The organism is Clostridium rectalis (assembly GCF_900626095.1).
GTDB lineage: Bacteria > Bacillota > Clostridia > Clostridiales > Clostridiaceae > Clostridium_AS > Clostridium_AS rectalis.
Map to the genome: position 1 here is coordinate 192,716 of NZ_UYZZ01000006.1, position 17,661 is coordinate 210,376.

A 17,661-nucleotide genomic window follows, 5' to 3' on the forward strand; every position below is an offset into this window, starting at 1 on the left:
ACTTAATTATTTATTTTGGATTATACCCCAACAGTTTAATTTAATGTTATTTCCAATCCAGACTGAAGTTCCAATTGGAATGTAGTTATATAAATCTTCAACTTCGTTATTAAACATACGGACACAACCTAGGGAAGCATTTGTCCCTATAGAATAAGGGTTAGAATTTCCATGTATCCCATAAGTACCACCCCCATCAAGTGAAAGTCCAAGCCAACGTTTACCTAATGGATTTTCAGGTGTTCCACCAGCTATACTGGTATTGTTTTTAGGATTTATCCAAGTGGGATTAACTATTTTTGTAGCTATTGTAAATTTACCTTCAGGAGTAGAAGATGGATTAAATCCAGCGGCAATAGGATATTTTTTATATATTTTTTTATCCTTATATACAGTTAATATTCTAGTATCTTTATTTATAACAATTGAATAATCATTAGTAAAGTTATTAGGCAAAGTGTCTTTAGCTAAGGTTTCTCTTTTAATTAAATAATCCACAGTTTCAGGTCCAATAATTCCATCTGCATTAATATTTCTAGAACTTTGAAATCTTAAAATTGATTTTCTTAAGTTCAGTTCTTTATCACTAAATTCATTTGTATAAAAATTTAATTCTTTTAATATTTTTATATAATCTTCTTTAGTATATTTTACTTTAGATTTGGCTTGTTGTTTTGTTTTTTTAGAAGTGGCAAGTTCTTTTCTAGTAATTTTATTAGATTCTTTTGAGGGTTTTTTAATTTTTCCTGATAACAGTTTATCTGTAGATGTAGTGAAATTATTTTTAGATTCATAATCAGAGTCTTTTATAAAAATGCTATAGCTTATTTTAAATGATGTATAAAAACATATGAATGATAATAAAAGTATTATTGCCATAAAGGAATTTCGTTTCTTAAACATTTACCAATCTCCTTTATAATTGTTTATTAATAAATTTAAATTAATTTATAAGAATTCGTATTAATATAAAAATATTACAGTAATATAAAATTATTACTATAGTAGGCAATATTAAATAAATGTAATTCTATATAATATTTATACGGGAAACTATACATATAAGTACCAAAAATATGAAATTAAATAAAAAGCTTCAAGAAATTTTATACAAATATGGTTTATATATTGTAATATGGAAAATAAAATGATAAAATATAAATATAATTTAATAAAAAATAGGCGGAGTACAAGAGAGCCAAATTTTAAGGTATTTTTTACCTTAAGTTTGTGCTCTTTTTTTTATTTTTAAAAGGGAGGTTTATTTATGTATGATGTAATAATTGTTGGGGCTGGCGTTACTGGATGTGCTATTGCTAGAGAATTATCAAAATATAAATTAAACATTTGTGTATTAGAAAAGTGTAATGATGTGGGAATGGGAACATCAAAAGCCAATAGTGCAATTGTACATGCTGGAGAAGATCCAGTTCCAGGATCATTAAAAGCTAAACTTAATATTAGAGGAAATCAATTATATGAAAAATTTTCACAGGAATTGAATTTTCCATTTAAAAGAAATGGATCATTAGTTTTATGCTTTGATGAAAACGATATGGAGAAACTTTTAAACTTAAAGGAACAGGGAGAAAAAAATGGTGTTCCGGGTATGGAAATATTAAATAGAGAAGAAGTATTAAAAATGGAACCTAATCTTTCAGATAAAGTAGTAGCAGCGTTGTATTTGCCTACAGGAGGAATAACATGTCCTTTTAATGTAACAATTGCCCTGGCAGAAAACGCATATACAAATGGTGTTAAATTCAACCTAAATACAGAGGTCTCAGGGATAGTTAAAGTAGAAGACAGATACATTATAAAAACCAACAAGGGAGAATTTCAGACTAACGTTGTTGTAAATGCAGCAGGACTTTTTTCTGATGATTTAAATAATATGATTAGCAATGACAAGATAAATATTATTCCTAGAAAAGGTGAATATTGCTTATTTGATAAAGAAGTAGGCAACTACGTAACAAAAACTTTATTTCAACTTCCCACTAAATTAGGCAAAGGGGTTTTGGTTACACCAACAGTACATGGTAATTTATTAGTTGGACCTGATGCACAGGATTTAGAAGACAAATATGATTTAAATACAAAACAAGAGGCATTAGATTTTATATTAAATAAGGCGAAACTTAGTGTACAGGATGTACCTATGTCAAAAATTATCACATCATTTTCAGGGCTTAGAGCGCATGGAAGTACTGGAGATTTTATAATTGGTGAGGTAAAGGATGCTAAAAATTTCATAAATGCTGCAGCTATAGAATCACCAGGTCTTACCAGTGCACCGGCTATAGGTGAAATGATAGCTGAAATTATCGTGGATAAGTTATCCCCAAAGAAAAATGTGAATTTTAATCCATATAGAAAAGGTATAGTTAAATTTGATGAATTAAACAATAGGGAAAGAGAGAATCTAATAAAACAAAATCCTTCCTATGGTAAAATTATATGTAGATGTGAAACTGTAACTGAGGCAGAAATTATAGATTCTATAAAAAGACCTTTAGGAGCGAGAGATATGGATGGAGTTAAAAGAAGAACCAGAGCAGGAATGGGTAGATGTCAATCAGGTTTTTGTACTCCAAAAATAGTTGATATTCTTTCAAGAGAGTTAAAGCAAATGCCAAATGAAGTTACTAAGTTTGGTAATGAATCTAGACTGCTAATTGGTGGAAAGAATAAGGAAAATATTTAATGGTGTGGAGGGATTTAAATGATGGAATATGATATGGTCATAATTGGTGGTGGACCTGCAGGACTTGCAGCTGCAATTTCTGCAAAAGAAGAAGGGATAGAAGATATATTAATATTGGAGAGGGATAGTCAATTAGGTGGAATATTAAATCAATGTATTCATAATGGATTTGGTCTTCATACGTTTAAGGAAGAATTAACGGGACCTGAATATTCTCATAGATATATAAAAAAAGTATTAGATATGAAAATTTCGTACAAATTAAATACTATGGTAATAGGTCTTGATAGTGATAAAATTATTACTGCAGTTAATGGAGAGGATGGAATACTAGAAATTAAGGCAAAGGCAATAATACTTGCTATGGGTTGTAGGGAGAGACCAAGAGGAGCATTAAATATACCTGGAAGTAGATGTGCAGGTATATTTACAGCAGGTACTGCTCAAAAATTTGTAAATGTAGAAGGGTATATGCCAGGGAAAGAGGTAATTGTGCTTGGTTCAGGAGATATAGGACTTATAATGGCAAGAAGAATGACTTTAGAGGGTGCAAAAGTAAAGGCTGTAGTTGAACTTATGCCATATTCTAGTGGACTTAAAAGAAACATAGTACAATGTTTAGATGATTTTGATATACCACTAAAGTTAAGTCATACAGTTATAGATATAAAAGGAAAAGATAGATTAGAGGGAGTAACAATAGCTAAAGTTGATAAAAATAGAAAGCCTGTAAAAGGAACTGAAGAGTATATTTCTTGTGATACGCTATTATTATCAGTTGGTCTTATACCGGAGAATGAATTATCAAGAAATGCTGATGTTAAATTATCTAAAGTTACTAATGGACCGGTTGTAAATGAAAGTCTTGAAACAAATATAGAAGGAATATTTGCTTGTGGAAATGTATTGCATGTGCATGATTTAGTAGACAATGTAAGTATAGAAAGTCATATGGCTGGTAAAAATGCAGCTAAATATATCAAGGGTATGAATTTTAAAAATAAAAAAGATGCTATTATTGTAGAGGCTGTGGATGGTGCAAGATACACTGTGCCTAAATTTATTAACCCGGACAATATAGACAAGTTTGTAGAAATTAGATTTAGAGTTGGGAATGTATTTAAGAATAAAGCAATTGCAATATATTTTGATGATTCTAGGGAACTAAAATTAAAGAAGAGAATACTTACTCCAGGTGAAATGGAACAAGTTAGAATCACTAGGGCAATGCTTGATAAGTATCCTCGATGTAAGAAAATTACTATTAAAGTAGAGGAGGAGTAAAGAGTATGAAAACTAGATCATTAACTTGTATAGGATGTCCTATGGGGTGTCCGCTAAAAGTGGAGTTGAATAATGGAAAGGTTTTAAAAGTTACAGGTAATAGTTGCCCTATAGGTATAGAGTATGCAAAAAAAGAGTGTACAAATCCAAAGAGAATAGTTACTTCTTCAGTATTTGTTGAGGAAGGAGAGGTAGACATACTACCTGTAAAGACTAAAGAAGATATACCTAAAAATAAGATTTTTGATTGCATAAAAAGTTTAAAGGGAATTGTAGTTAAAGCTCCGGTGGAAATAGGGGATATAATAGTAAAGGATGTACTAGGTACTGGAGTGGATATTATAGCTACAAGAAGCATCCATAAAAAATGATTAATTTATGCTATTTGTAAAGAGTGTTTAAAATAGTTTTTTAAAACACTCTTTACAGATATGTAAAGTACCTTTATTTGCAGAGATAGCCTGTTCCTTTTTAATAGATTTATCACATATATCACAGCAAAATTTATTAGAATTTTTTTGTGATGGAATTAATGTTTTTGCATTATTTTTTTTATTGGCAGGTGGTTCATATTCTATTGGATCATCTGCAACTTTTTTGCTTTTAATGGAATAACTTACTTCGTAAGTACTTTCACCGAATAGTTCTAATTCAAATCTAGGATTTTCCTTGTCATAAAACTCTTCTATTACAATTTTTCGTATCTGTGCATCATTAACTATTAATCCACTTTTTTCGATACCGTCAAATATACTTTTAGTTATATTATTCGTATCCGGATGACGTTTCGAACTTTTGTAATATACTTTTAATATGGCGATCAAGGCTTCTGAAAGTACTATATTAGGATTTTGCAATCTTGCACAATAAGCTATTTCTTCTTCATATATTGCATATCTATCATGGTATTTACCAGAGTTATATGGTAAAATAGCTCGTCCATTTAAATTAAATAGTTTAAAGTTTGATTTAGATATAGGAGAGCCTTTTACAATTACTTTTGCATAATTTTTCATTAAAATCACCTTAATTATTAGTTAATATATTTATAATTACTTATTACCTTATATGTTATCATTTTATATTAAGGTATTTCAATGGAAACATTGATAATAACACTTTAATAAAGTATAATGTTGTTTATTAAAACTTTAAAATTGTTGATAATGTTCATAAGATAGATTTAATATGTGGATAAAATAAGTGAGGTAGAGATATGGAAAAGGATATAAAAATACTTGCTATAGAAAGTAGTTGTGATGAAACTTCTGCTGCAGTAGTGGTAAACGGAAGGGAAGTTTTATCTAATGTAATATCATCACAAATAGATATACATAAAAAATTTGGAGGGGTTGTTCCAGAAGTTGCTTCAAGAAAACATATAGAAGTTATAAGCGCAGTGGTACAAGAGTCCTTAGATATTGCGAAGGTTTCCTTAGAAGATATAGATGCAGTAGGTGTTACTTATGGTCCAGGACTTGTAGGAGCACTTCTTGTGGGATTACAATATGCAAAAGGCCTTTCATATGCTATAGATAAACCTTTAATAGGAGTTAACCATATTGAGGGACATATTAGTGCTAATTTTATTGAATATAAAGAATTAAAGCCACCTTTTGTTTGTCTTGTAGTATCAGGAGGACATACTTTTATAGTTTATATGAAGGATTTTGGTGAATTTGAAGTAATGGGGGAAACCAGAGATGATGCTGCAGGAGAAGCGTATGATAAAGTAGCTAGAGCAATAGGGCTTGGATATCCAGGAGGTCCAAAGATAGATAAATTAGCTAAAGAAGGAAATGAAAAAGCTATAAAATTTCCTAGAGCTAATTTTCATGATGATAATTCTTTGGATTTTTCTTTTAGTGGAGTTAAATCTTCAGTTCTTAACTATATAAATAATATGAAAATGAAAGAGGTAGAGGTTAATAAGGCAGATGTAGCAGCATCCTTTCAAAAGTCTGTGGTAGATTTTTTAGTGGATAATGCTATGAAGGCTTGTGAAATAAAAAAGGTAGATAAGATTGCTATGGCAGGAGGAGTAGCTTCTAATTCTTGTCTTAGATATTCACTTGTAAAAGAGGGAGAGAAAAGAGGAATAAAAGTACTTTTCCCTGAACCTATATTATGTACAGATAATGCTGCTATGATAGGCAGTGCTGCTTATTTTGAGTTGCAAAGAGGAAGAGCAGCTGACTTAAATTTAAATGCTATACCTAATTTAAAACTAGGGGAAAGATAAGGATTCACTTTGGTGAGTCCTTATTTTTATTCATTGCAATTTAATGATTTACTATGTAAAAGTAAGTAAGAAGTACTTACAGTTAAAAAAATAAATATGAAATAGGTTACATTAATTCTGAAAAATGAATTTTAGGAAAATATAAATTGCAAAAAAATTATTGCCCATTTATAATGAATAATAATTAACAATACTTAATTAAATATTTCTAATGCATGCAAATCTTATAACATATCTAATTTTTTTATAAATTACGTAAATCAACAATATTATAATAGTAACTTTAAAATGGGGCTTTAAAGTTGCATATTATATTTATATATTGCAAAACTATAAATTTAGGGGGGGTACAATGAAAAGAAAAGTTCTTGCGTTAATAATAACTACGGCAGTTGTTTTTACAGTATTTTTATCAGCATGTGGAAAGAGTAAAAAAGTTAAAACTGATGATATATCCAGAGGAAAGACTCTTATATATGCTCAGGGGGCTGATCCTAGAGGATTAGATCCAGCATATGTAGATGATGGTGAATCTGCTAAAATTATAGCAAATATTTATGAAGGACTAGTTAAATACAAAGAAAACTCTACTGAGTTAGAACCATGCTTGGCTAAAGAATGGACAGTAAGCAAGGATGGTAAAGAATATACTTTTAAATTAAGAGAGGGAGTAAAGTTTCATGATGGTACTGACTTTAATGCAGATGCTGTAAAATACAATATAGAAAGACAGCTTCCACCAAAAGTCAAGGAAGATATGCCATATGCATCCTTTACTTTTGGAGAAGTAAAAAAAGTTGAAAAGGTTGATGACTTTACAATAAAAATTATATTAAAGGAACCATATACACCATTTTTAGCTAATTTAGCAATGTGTCTTGCAGCTCCAATTTGTAGTCCTGATGCCATAGAAAAAAACAAAGGAAATATTAATGAATATCCTATAGGAACAGGCCCATTTAAATTCATGGAGTGGAAAAAGGGGGAAGTTATAACATTAGAAAAAAATAAAAATTATTGGGGAGATAAGGCTAAGTTAGATAAGGTAATATTTAAATTCACAAAGGAAAATTCAGTACGTGCCAGTGAACTTATGACAGGTTCTATAGATATAATGGATGGAGTAGACCCAAATGATGTAGGAAAAATTAAGGAAAGTAAAATGAATATATTAAACGAAAAGGGTATGAATATAAACTATATGGCATTTAATTGTGCTAGACCTCCTTTTAATGATGTTAGATTAAGGCAAGCAGTAAATTATTCTATAAACAAGGAGGAATTGGTTAAGTATTTGTATCAAGGTTTTGCGGATGTGGCATATACCTCTTTGCCATCTTTTATTCCAGGTTTTAATGATAAAATCAAATCTTATGAATATAGTCCTGACAAGGCAAAGCGAATTTTGAAGGAAAAAGGAAAGGAAAATTTACAAATCAAAATTGTGACATACTCAAATCCAAGACCCTATAATCCTGTGAATGGTCAAAAGTTGGCAGAAGCTGTTCAAAATTATTTATCTAAAGTAGGTATAAAGGCTAACATTGATGTTTATCCTTGGAAGGAATACAAAGAAAAGGTGGAGCAGGGTGAAGGAGATATACTATTTTATGGATGGACAGGTGATAATGGAGATGCGGATAATTTTTTATCTTTATTTGATTCAAAAGAAATTAAATCATCTCTAAATTCAGCTAAGTATATTAATAAAAAGGTAGATCAGTTACTTGCCAAGGCTAGAAAAACTCCTAATGGGGAAGAAAGAAATAACATATATAAAGAGATACAAAATTTAACTAATAAAGATGCACCTTGGTTTCCTATATCTTATGCAAAAGACATGGCAGCATATTCTCCAAAGGTGAAAAATTTTAAGATGCATCCTACTGGAGTAGTATTTTTGAAAAATGTAGATAAAGATTATTAAAGGAATATACCCCGTTTAATACGGGGTTTCTATATAAGTAGTTATAGGGGGTAGGGGTATGATGAAATATATAATAAAAAGGGTAGTGCAGTTAATACCGGTAATTATTGGGGTGTCTATTTTGGTATTTCTTGTAATGCATGTTTTTACAACAGACCCTGCTAGCATTATATTAGGTCAACATGCAACGGCAGAACAAGTAGAGAAATTAAGAGAAGAATTAGGTTTAAATAAACCTTTATATATTCAATATTTTATATTTATTAAAGGAGTATTTAAAGGTGATTTAGGAACATCTCTTATATCCAAAACTCCTGTTACAAGAGAAATATTGTCTAGATTTCCAGCTACTCTTGAATTAGCTTTAATATCTATTATAATAGCATCTGTTTTTGGAATATTTATGGGAATATTATCTGCTGTTAAACAGAATTCTATAGTTGATTATTTTAGTATGTTTGTATCATTAATAGGAGTATCCATGCCTATATTTTGGCTTGGACTAATGCTTATAGTTGTATTTTCTGTTAAGCTACAGTTATTACCAGTATCAGGAAGGATTACTATAGGTATGGAACCTACTCATATAACAGGAATGTTTCTTTTAGATAGTTTGATAACTGGAAATATGGGGGCTTTTAAAGATTCATTAAAACATTTGGTATTACCTGCAATAGCTTTAGCTTCTTATTCTACAGCTATTATAGCTCGTATGACAAGATCAACTATGCTTGAAGTCATAAGACAGGATTATATAAGAACTGCTAGAGCTAAAGGATTATTTGAAAAAGTAGTTATATTAAAACATGCTTTAAGGAATGCATTAATTCCTATAACTACTGTAGTTGGATTACAGTTAGGTTCATTGCTTGGAGGAGCGGTATTAACAGAGACAGTTTTTGCATGGCCAGGTGTTGGAAGTTATACTATTGATGCTATTTTAAAGGCTGATTATCCAGTAGTACAGGGAACTGTAATGATACTTGCAACAGTATTTGTTATGATAAATTTGGTAGTAGATTTATTATATTCATATTTAGATCCTAGGATAAAGTATTCATAGGTATTTTCATAAGGAGGTGTATTTATGGAAACAAATGTAGAATCAAATACAGCCATTAACAAAAAAATAGGAAGAAGGAGTAGGACTAAAGAGTGTTTGCAATTAGTTATAAGAAATAAGGCTGCATTGATAGGATTAATAATTATAATACTATTAATTTTAATAGCTATATTAGGTAAACTTTTCATGCCGTATAACCCATATGTAGGAGATTTATCTCAAAGTTTACAAGGGCCTTCTTATAATCATATTTTAGGAACGGATGAGCAGGGGAGGGATATACTAAGTAGAATTATAGATGGTACTAAAATATCGTTAAGAGTAGGAGTTACTTCTGTAGCAATTGCGCTTAGTATTGGTACTGTAGTGGGATCTATAGCAGGATACTATGGTGGCAAAATAGATACAATTTTAATGAGGATAATGGATATAGTTTTAGCGTTTCCATCCTTGCTTTTAGCTATAGCCTTTATGAGTGCATTAGGAAAAGGAATAGATAAAGCTGTAATAGCTATAAGTATTGTAACAATACCGGAATATGCAAGAATAGTGAGAGGATGTATATTTTCTGTTAAAGAAAATGAATATGTTCAAGCTGCAAAGGTTATAGGGAATAGTGATATAAAAATAATATTTAAGCATATTTTACCTAATATAATGTCTCCTATAGTAGTTCGTGCTACATTAGGTATTTCAACTGCTATTTTAGAGACTTCAGCATTAGGTTTTTTAGGTCTAGGAGTTCAACCACCTTTGGCAGAATGGGGTAGTATGTTAGGGGCTGGAAGAGGTTATTTTTATAATGCACCCCATATAGTTTTATTTCCAGGTATAGCAATTACTATTACTGTTCTAGCTTTTAATCTTTTTGGTGATGGGCTTAGGGATGCATTAGATCCTAAATTAAAAAATAGGGGGTAATAATTATGTTATTAGAAGTTAAAAATTTAGTAACCCAATTTACTACTAAAGATGGAATAGTAAATGCAGTAAATGGTGTGGATTTTAATATAAAGGAGGGAGAAGTAGTTGCAGTTGTAGGAGAATCAGGCAGTGGAAAAAGTGTTACTTCCTTATCAATTATGGGCCTTATTCCAGATCCTCCTGGAAGGATTGTAAATGGTGAGATTTTATTTAAAGGTGAGAATTTATTGAATAAGGGTAGAAAGGAAATGCAGGATATAAGAGGGAATGATATTTCTATGATATTTCAAGAACCTATGACATCTTTGAACCCAGTATTTACTATAGGAAAACAAATAATAGAAGTTATTTTAAGACATGAGAATATATCAAAAAAAGAAGCTAAAAAAAGAGCTGTAGAAATTCTTCAGGTAGTTGGGATACCTTCACCAGAAACTCGATTGGATGATTATCCTCATCATATGAGTGGAGGAATGAGGCAGCGAGTAATGATAGCTATGGCTTTAGTATGTAGTCCTAATTTATTAATAGCAGATGAACCTACTACAGCTTTGGATGTAACTATTCAGGCAGAAATATTGGATTTAATGTTAAATCTAAAAGAAAAGATGGGGACTTCAATTTTGCTTATAACTCATGATTTAGGTGTGGTAGCACAAATTGCTGATAGAGTAGTTGTTATGTATGGTGGAAAGGTAGTAGAGACAGGAAAAGTAGGGCAAATATTTAAAAACCCACGCCACCCATATACTAAGGGCTTACTAAAGTCAATACCCAGAATGGATGAAGAATCAGAAACATTATTTATGATTCCAGGCATAGTACCAAATCCTTTAAATATGCCTAAGGGGTGTGCTTTTAGCGATAGATGTAGTTATTGTAATGAGGAATGTATTAATGAAGAACCATCTTTATTAATTGATGAGGGTAATGGGGTAAGGTGCTTTTTGTATTCCAAGCTTCATGAGAGGAAGATGTAGGTATGGAGCCTTTAATGAGCATTAAAAATTTAAAAAAGTATTTCACTATACAATCAGGATTATTCAATAATTCTACTAACTATGTAAGGGCTGTGGACGATATTAGTTTTAATATCTATAAAGGGGAGACCTTAGGATTAGTAGGTGAATCGGGATGTGGGAAATCTACTACAGGTAAAATACTTGTGAATCTATTAAAGCCAACTGAGGGAGAAATATTATTTTGTGGTAAAAATATAAAAGAACTAACAAAAAAAGATAGAAGGAAATTAAGCAAAAATATACAAATTATATTTCAAGATCCCTATGCATCACTTAATCCAAGAATGACAATAGGGGATATAATAGCAGAACCTATGAGGGTGAACAAAATTGATAATAAAGATAATTTAAATAAAAAAGTGTTAAACTTATTAGAATGCGTAGGACTTGCAAGTTATCATAAAGATAGATATCCCCATGAGTTTAGCGGTGGACAAAGACAAAGGGTGGGTATAGCAAGGGCTATATCTGTAAGTCCTAAGCTAATAGTTTGTGATGAACCCGTGTCTGCTTTAGATGTGTCTATTCAAGCCCAAGTATTAAATCTTCTTTATGATTTACAAAGAGAATTTCATTTAACCTATTTATTTATTGCTCATGGATTAAATGTGGTTAAGCATATAAGTAACAGGGTGGGGGTTATGTATTTGGGGAAAATTGTGGAAATAGCAGATAGTGATATTTTATATAAGAGTTGTAAGCATCCATATACTCAAGCATTGCTGTCTGCTATACCAATTCCAGATCCCAATATGAAAGGGAAAAGAATATTATTGAAAGGTGATATTCCAAGCCCAATAAATCCTCCATCAGGGTGTAGATTTCATACAAGGTGTCCTAAGTGTATGAATATATGTAAAGAGAAACAGCCTAATATGATAAACCTAAGTAAAAATCATGTAGTGGCTTGTCATTTATATGATTATTAAAACAATAATATGTTTTTTATGTGATTATTTTATTAAAATATATACAAAATTAATGAAATCAGCATTAAGTTATATGTATAATTTTTTATTAAATATTATAATTTTATGATATTATATTACTAATAATACACTAAGTTATGGAGGGACACGTATGAATAAAAATATAGGTTTTATAGGTTGTGGAAATATGGCACAGGCTATGTTATCAGGAATTATAAATTCTGAAATTGTAGGGTGTAAAAATGTTTATGTAAGTGATCCAGATGAAAATAAATTAATACAAATAGAAGATCAATATGGGGTAAATATTAATACAAATAATGAAAAAATAGTTGAAAACTCAGATATATTAGTTTTAGCAATCAAACCTAATAAGCATACAGAAGTTATAAATGAAATAAAAAAAAGTGTTAAAGAGAATGTAGTTATAGTAATTATTGGTGCAGGAATAACTATAAATTATGTAGAGAATACTTTTGGTAAACAGATTAAAGTTGTTAGAACTATGCCTAATACTCCTGCATTAGTAGGGGAGGGTATGAGTGCAATATGTGCTAGTAGTTTAGTTACAAAAGAAGAATTAAATGATGTAATTACTATTTTTAAAAGTTTTGGGAAAGTGGAAGTCATAGAGGAGAAACTTATGAATGTTGTGCCAGCTATAAGTGGGTCATCTCCAGCGTATGTATACATGTTTATAGAAGCTTTAGCTGATGGAGCTGTATTGGATGGAATACCAAGAAATAAAGCATATAAAATGGCGGCACAAGCTGTTTTAGGATCAGCTAAGATGGTATTAGAAACAGGTGAACATCCTGGAAGTTTGAAAGATAAAGTGTGTTCTCCAGGAGGCACTACAATAGAGGCTGTTTATTCTTTAGAAAAAAATAACTTTAGAGGATCAGTTATTGAAGCTATGAGAATGTGTACGAATAAAACAATTGACATGGGACAAGAAAAGAAATAAGTAATAAAAATACCTGCTATATTTTGCAGGTATTTTTATTAATATAAAAAAGCATTTTATAGAATGAAAAATTATGAAAAAAGTCGCATTTCTATGGTAAAATTAAGTTAAAATGTGGTATTATAGTAATAGATTCAAAAAAACATTAATTTAATTAAATAATATAAAAATAAAACCATATAGTGAGGGGAACTCATGAGTAAAATATTAATTGTGAATGACTGTAAATTTGAAAGCATGATTCTAAAGGATATATTAAAAAAATTTGGACATGATATTAAAGTATCTAATGAGATTTCTGCACTTAATGACGTTAAAAAGTTTATGCCAGATGTAGTCATATGTAATCTAATAATGAAAGGAATTACGGGAGCAGAAGTCATACAAAAAATTAAGGAAGATAACAAAAATATTATATGTATATTATCTTCTTCTAATGACCTTAAAATGAAAGATTTTATAAAAAATAATGTTGATGAAATAATTAAGACCCCTATAGTAAGAGGTGAACTAAAGAAAATTTTGGATAAATTCATAAAATTAGATACTAATATTAAATATTTATTTTGTCCTTATTGTGGTAATCAACTCAACAATAGTAAGTTTTTATTTTGTCCATACTGTGGTAAAGACTTAAAATAAAAAACTCCATCTTATGATGGAGTTTTTACATATAACTTTCCCATTTGGAATAAAGAATTTCTAACTCCGATTCTAAATTTAATATTTTTTTATTAATTTCTTCACTTTTTTGTGGATTAGAATATATTTCTTCGAAACACAATTTGTTTTGAAGTTCTACTAATGAATTTTCCTTATTGGATATATTCTCTTCTAAATCTTTTACTATTTTCTTCTTTTCTCTTTCTAATTTTTCAATTTCTCTTTTTTTCTTTTTTTCCTGTTGGATTTTTGTTTTTGTTTTTCCTATATTTTCTTCTATGTTGTTAAATCGAAGAGGATTTTTTTTCTTCTCCATATAGTAATTATAATTACCTAAATATTCTTTTAAACAATTTTCCTTTAATTCATAGATTTTATGTATTACTTTGTTTAAAAAATATCTATCATGAGATATAACCATTACAGTACCATCATAATTTAATATAGCATCTTCTAAAGCTTCTCGAGACATTATATCTAAATGATTAGTAGGTTCGTCTAAAAGTAAAAAATTCGATTTAGAAAGCATTAGTTTTAATAAATTTATTCTACATTTCTCACCGCCGCTTAATTTAGAAATATGTTTAAATACATCATCCCCTGTAAATAAAAATGCCGCTAATGCTGATCTAACTTCTGTGGTGGTCATACGGGGGAAATCATCCCACACTTCATCTATAATGGTCTTATTTTCATTTAAATTTGATTGTTCTTGATCATAGTATCCTATAAAAACATTTTTCCCTAGAACATTAATACCTTGGTCTGCTTTAATTGAATCCATTATTATCCTAAATAAGGTGGTCTTTCCCCTACCATTCTCTCCTATTAAAGCGATTTTTTCACTGCGTTTAATATCTAAGTTTATATTGCTAAATAAGTGCTTTTCTCCATAACTTTTACTTAGGTTTTCTATATGCAGTACATCATTACCACTAGTAATTAGTGTTTTGAAACTAATTTTGGCACCTTTAGGATCTTTCAATGGGGCATCTATACGTTCAATCTTATCTAAAGCTTTTTGTCTACTTTCAGCAGCTTTTATACTTTTTTCTCTATTAAAGGAGCGATATTTTTCAATAATATCCTCTTGTCTTTTTATTTCCGCTTGCTGAAGATTAAAAGCTTTCAATTTTGTCTCGAAATCCTTTTTCTTAAAATCTATAAATTTTGTATAATTTCCATCAAAGGAATTTATACTACATCCTAAAAGTTCCATAGTTTTATTGGTAACTGCATCTAAAAAATATCTATCATGAGATATAATCATAATGGTTCCTTTATATGTTTTTAAATATTCTTCAAGCCATTCTACTGCGTCTAGGTCTAAATGATTTGTAGGTTCATCTAGAAGTAATATATCAGGAGTGGTAAGTAGTAATTTACATAATGCAACTCTAGTTTTTTGTCCACCACTTAATATACTTATTTCTTTTGTATAGTCTTCTTCTAAAAATCCTAATCCTTTAAGTACTTTACTTATTTCTCCTTTGTAAGTATATCCACCTCTATTGTTATATAACTCTGTTGCTAAAGTATAATCTTTAATTATTTTATTATGATAATCAGCTTTAGATGGATCATAAGGTTCATTCATTTTTAGTTCTAAATTTTTAATTTTATTTTCAAGATTTAGTATTTCTCCAAATACACAAAGCATTTCTTCATATATGGTATTATTACTGTTGAGGGATAAATGTTGAGCAAGATAACCAATTTTCTTATTTTTATCTAAAAATAAATCTCCACTGTCATATTCTAATTGGGAAGTTAAAATTTTAAAAAGTGTGGATTTACCAGCACCATTAGGTCCAATAAGACCCACCTTATCTCCTTCATTTATATTAAAAGTTATATTACTTAATATAATATCTATACCATAGCTTTTACATAAATCTTTACAACTTAAAATAATCATTTTATATTTCACCTCTTTACTTTTACTATTTTACTATGTATAAGTATAATTTTGTAGTGAAAATTAATTAATACTTTAAATTCTAAATAAATTAGTTTTTATATGTATTATGAATGTGGTATGATAAGTAATATTATGGTACAATATAGAATTGATATCAATTATAAAAAATAACTTAAGAGGTGTAGCAATGGACAAGAAAAAAAATATTTCAATGGCTGTCATAAAGAGATTACCCAAATACCACAGATATCTAGAAGAATTGCTAAAAAATGATGTTGACAGAATCTCTTCAAAGGAACTAAGTAAAAAAATAGGTTTTACTGCATCACAGATAAGACAGGATTTTAATTGTTTTGGTGATTTTGGACAGCAGGGTTATGGATATAATGTAAAGGAACTATACATGCAAATACAACATATTTTAGGCCTTACAAGAGAATATAAGACTATAATAGTGGGAGCAGGTAATATAGGGCAAGCAGTGGCTAATTATACTAATTTTGATAAACTTGGGTTCAAATTGAAGGCTATTTTTGATATAAATCCTAAACTAGTAGGTATAAAAATAAGAGATATTGAAATAAGGGATATTGATACATTAAATGAATATTTAAAGGAGAACCAAATAGATGTAGGAACTATATGTGTACCTAGTAGGAGTGCTCAAAGAGTTTGTGATATTTTAACACGTAATGGTGTTAGAAGTATATGGAATTTTGCTCCTGTGGATTTAGTAGTGCCGGAAAAAGTTTTTACAGAAAATGTACATTTAAGTGAGAGTTTACTTACTTTAAGTTATTTAATGCATCAAGAGGATTAATTACATTATGACGACTTTATATTATATAACATCAAAACATATTGACTTTAGAGTGTATTAATTTATAATTGCGCTTTAAAGTCAAATTTTTTGTAGTATAAAGTCACTTTTTATTCCTTTTCATTATAAGGATTAAACTAAATTTAACAAAACTATGTAAGTTTATTGTTGAAAAATAAATCATTAGAGTATATAATAAATTATGGGTGTAGATAAATTTTTCTTATATTGTTTGTTATAATATTAACAAAATAATATGAGAATTTTGTAGGGAGGCATATTTTGTTATGGAATTAAAAAACGTTATCCTTGAAAAAGATGGGAAAATTGCCATCGTAACAATCAATAGACCTAACGCATTAAATGCATTAAATTCAGAAACTTTAAAAGAATTAGATTTAGTAGTAGATAATTTAGAAAAAGATGATGAAGTTTTAGCAGTAGTGCTTACAGGAGCAGGAAAAGCTTTTGTTGCAGGTGCTGATATAACTGAAATGAAAGATCTTAACACAATAGAAGGAAGAAATTTTGGTATACTTGGAAACAAAGTATTCAGAAAGTTAGAAACTTTAGAAAAACCTGTAATAGCAGCCGTTAATGGATTCGCTTTAGGTGGCGGATGTGAAATTTCAATGGCTTGTGATATCAGATTAGCTTCAGTAAAAGCTAAATTTGGACAACCAGAGGTTGGACTAGGAATTACTCCAGGATTTGGAGGAACTCAAAGACTTGCAAGACATGTTGGAATGGGAATGGCTAAACAGTTAATATATACTGGAGACATAATAAATGCTGAGGAAGCCTTAAGAATAGGACTTGTAAATAAAGTAATTGAACCAGAAAAATTACTAGATGAAGCTAAAGAAATGGCAAAAAAAATATCTGCCAATGCACCAATAGCAGTAAAACTTTGTAAAGCAGCTATAAATAAAGGAATGCAATGTGATATAGATACAGGAATATCATATGAAGCTGAAGTATTTGGTGCATGTTTTGCTACAGAAGACCAAAAAGAAGGTATGACAGCATTTGTTGAAAAAAGAGATAAATGCTTCAAAAATAGATAGGAGGTAAGAGTAAATGAATTTTGCATTAACTAGAGAACAAGAATTTGTAAAACAAATGGTAAAAGAATTTGCTGAAAATGAAGTAAAGCCAATAGCAGCAGAAATTGATGAAACTGAAAGATTCC

17 protein-coding genes are annotated in these 17,661 nt (G+C 29.6%); 14 read left to right on the forward strand and 3 right to left on the reverse strand.

Going from position 1 to position 17,661, the window contains the following annotated elements; all coding sequences use genetic code 11:
* Window positions 1–6 precede the first annotated feature (6 nt).
* A complete protein-coding gene (locus tag EJL03_RS11170) occupies window positions 7–903 on the reverse strand; it encodes a L,D-transpeptidase family protein (protein ID WP_125154059.1) in 897 nt (298 codons plus the stop codon).
* A gap of 364 nt (window positions 904–1,267) precedes the next feature.
* On the opposite strand from EJL03_RS11170, the gene EJL03_RS11175 reads away from it, so the two are divergent.
* The 3 genes from EJL03_RS11175 to EJL03_RS11185 are packed head-to-tail and all read left to right on the forward strand — an operon-like array spanning window position 1,268 to window position 4,362.
* Window positions 1,268–2,707 (forward strand): NAD(P)/FAD-dependent oxidoreductase, encoded by a 1,440-nt coding sequence (locus EJL03_RS11175; protein ID WP_125154060.1) that lies wholly within the window; start codon window positions 1,268–1,270, stop codon window positions 2,705–2,707.
* A gap of 18 nt (window positions 2,708–2,725) precedes the next feature.
* Window positions 2,726–3,991, forward strand: coding sequence for an NAD(P)/FAD-dependent oxidoreductase (locus EJL03_RS11180; RefSeq protein ID WP_125154061.1), 1,266 nt, complete (start codon window positions 2,726–2,728; stop codon window positions 3,989–3,991).
* A gap of 5 nt (window positions 3,992–3,996) precedes the next feature.
* On the forward strand, window positions 3,997–4,362 hold the full coding sequence (locus EJL03_RS11185; RefSeq protein ID WP_125154062.1) for a DUF1667 domain-containing protein: 366 nt from the start codon (window positions 3,997–3,999) through the stop codon (window positions 4,360–4,362).
* Between the two features lie 27 nt (window positions 4,363–4,389).
* On the opposite strand, the gene EJL03_RS11190 is transcribed toward EJL03_RS11185, so the two are convergent.
* Window positions 4,390–5,007, reverse strand: a complete 618-nt coding sequence (locus tag EJL03_RS11190; RefSeq protein ID WP_125154063.1) for a RusA family crossover junction endodeoxyribonuclease — start codon at window positions 5,005–5,007, stop codon at window positions 4,390–4,392.
* Between the two features lie 200 nt (window positions 5,008–5,207).
* Here EJL03_RS11190 and tsaD point away from each other — a divergent pair, with 200 nt between their 5' ends.
* The 8 genes from tsaD (at window position 5,208) to EJL03_RS11230 (ending at window position 13,707) form a co-directional block, all read left to right on the forward strand.
* Window positions 5,208–6,233 (forward strand): tRNA (adenosine(37)-N6)-threonylcarbamoyltransferase complex transferase subunit TsaD, encoded by a 1,026-nt coding sequence (gene tsaD, locus EJL03_RS11195; RefSeq protein WP_125154064.1) that lies wholly within the window; start codon window positions 5,208–5,210, stop codon window positions 6,231–6,233.
* A gap of 352 nt (window positions 6,234–6,585) precedes the next feature.
* Window positions 6,586–8,160 (forward strand): ABC transporter substrate-binding protein, encoded by a 1,575-nt coding sequence (locus EJL03_RS11200; protein WP_125154065.1) that lies wholly within the window; start codon window positions 6,586–6,588, stop codon window positions 8,158–8,160.
* A gap of 58 nt (window positions 8,161–8,218) precedes the next feature.
* On the forward strand, window positions 8,219–9,223 hold the full coding sequence (locus EJL03_RS11205; protein WP_125154066.1) for an ABC transporter permease: 1,005 nt from the start codon (window positions 8,219–8,221) through the stop codon (window positions 9,221–9,223).
* A 24-nt stretch (window positions 9,224–9,247) separates the two neighbouring features.
* A complete protein-coding gene (nikC, locus tag EJL03_RS11210; protein ID WP_125154067.1) occupies window positions 9,248–10,144 on the forward strand; it encodes a nickel transporter permease in 897 nt (298 codons plus the stop codon).
* Window positions 10,145–10,149: 5 nt separating this feature from the next.
* Complete coding sequence (locus EJL03_RS11215; protein ID WP_125154068.1) at window positions 10,150–11,127, forward strand: ABC transporter ATP-binding protein; 978 nt, start codon at window positions 10,150–10,152, stop codon at window positions 11,125–11,127.
* A gap of 2 nt (window positions 11,128–11,129) precedes the next feature.
* On the forward strand, window positions 11,130–12,098 hold the full coding sequence (locus tag EJL03_RS11220) for an ABC transporter ATP-binding protein (protein WP_125154069.1): 969 nt from the start codon (window positions 11,130–11,132) through the stop codon (window positions 12,096–12,098).
* A gap of 151 nt (window positions 12,099–12,249) precedes the next feature.
* Window positions 12,250–13,065, forward strand: a complete 816-nt coding sequence (gene proC, locus EJL03_RS11225; RefSeq protein WP_125154070.1) for a pyrroline-5-carboxylate reductase — start codon at window positions 12,250–12,252, stop codon at window positions 13,063–13,065.
* A 195-nt stretch (window positions 13,066–13,260) separates the two neighbouring features.
* On the forward strand, window positions 13,261–13,707 hold the full coding sequence (locus EJL03_RS11230) for a response regulator (RefSeq protein WP_125154071.1): 447 nt from the start codon (window positions 13,261–13,263) through the stop codon (window positions 13,705–13,707).
* 25 nt (window positions 13,708–13,732) lie between these two features.
* On the opposite strand, the gene abc-f is transcribed toward EJL03_RS11230, so the two are convergent.
* Window positions 13,733–15,646: a ribosomal protection-like ABC-F family protein gene (gene abc-f / locus EJL03_RS11235; protein ID WP_125154072.1), complete on the reverse strand. Its 1,914-nt coding sequence runs from the start codon at window positions 15,644–15,646 to the stop codon at window positions 13,733–13,735.
* A gap of 190 nt (window positions 15,647–15,836) precedes the next feature.
* Here abc-f and EJL03_RS11240 point away from each other — a divergent pair, with 190 nt between their 5' ends.
* The 3 genes from EJL03_RS11240 to EJL03_RS16730 all read left to right on the forward strand — a co-directional run.
* The gene (locus tag EJL03_RS11240) at window positions 15,837–16,469 is read left to right on the forward strand and encodes a redox-sensing transcriptional repressor Rex (protein WP_125154073.1); all 633 of its coding nucleotides are present in this window, start codon (window positions 15,837–15,839) and stop codon (window positions 16,467–16,469) included.
* A 287-nt stretch (window positions 16,470–16,756) separates the two neighbouring features.
* Window positions 16,757–17,536: a short-chain-enoyl-CoA hydratase gene (locus EJL03_RS11245; protein WP_125154074.1), complete on the forward strand. Its 780-nt coding sequence runs from the start codon at window positions 16,757–16,759 to the stop codon at window positions 17,534–17,536.
* A gap of 13 nt (window positions 17,537–17,549) precedes the next feature.
* Window positions 17,550–17,661 (forward strand): acyl-CoA dehydrogenase family protein (locus EJL03_RS16730; RefSeq protein ID WP_341472426.1); only part of this gene is annotated, 112 nt, incomplete at its 3' end.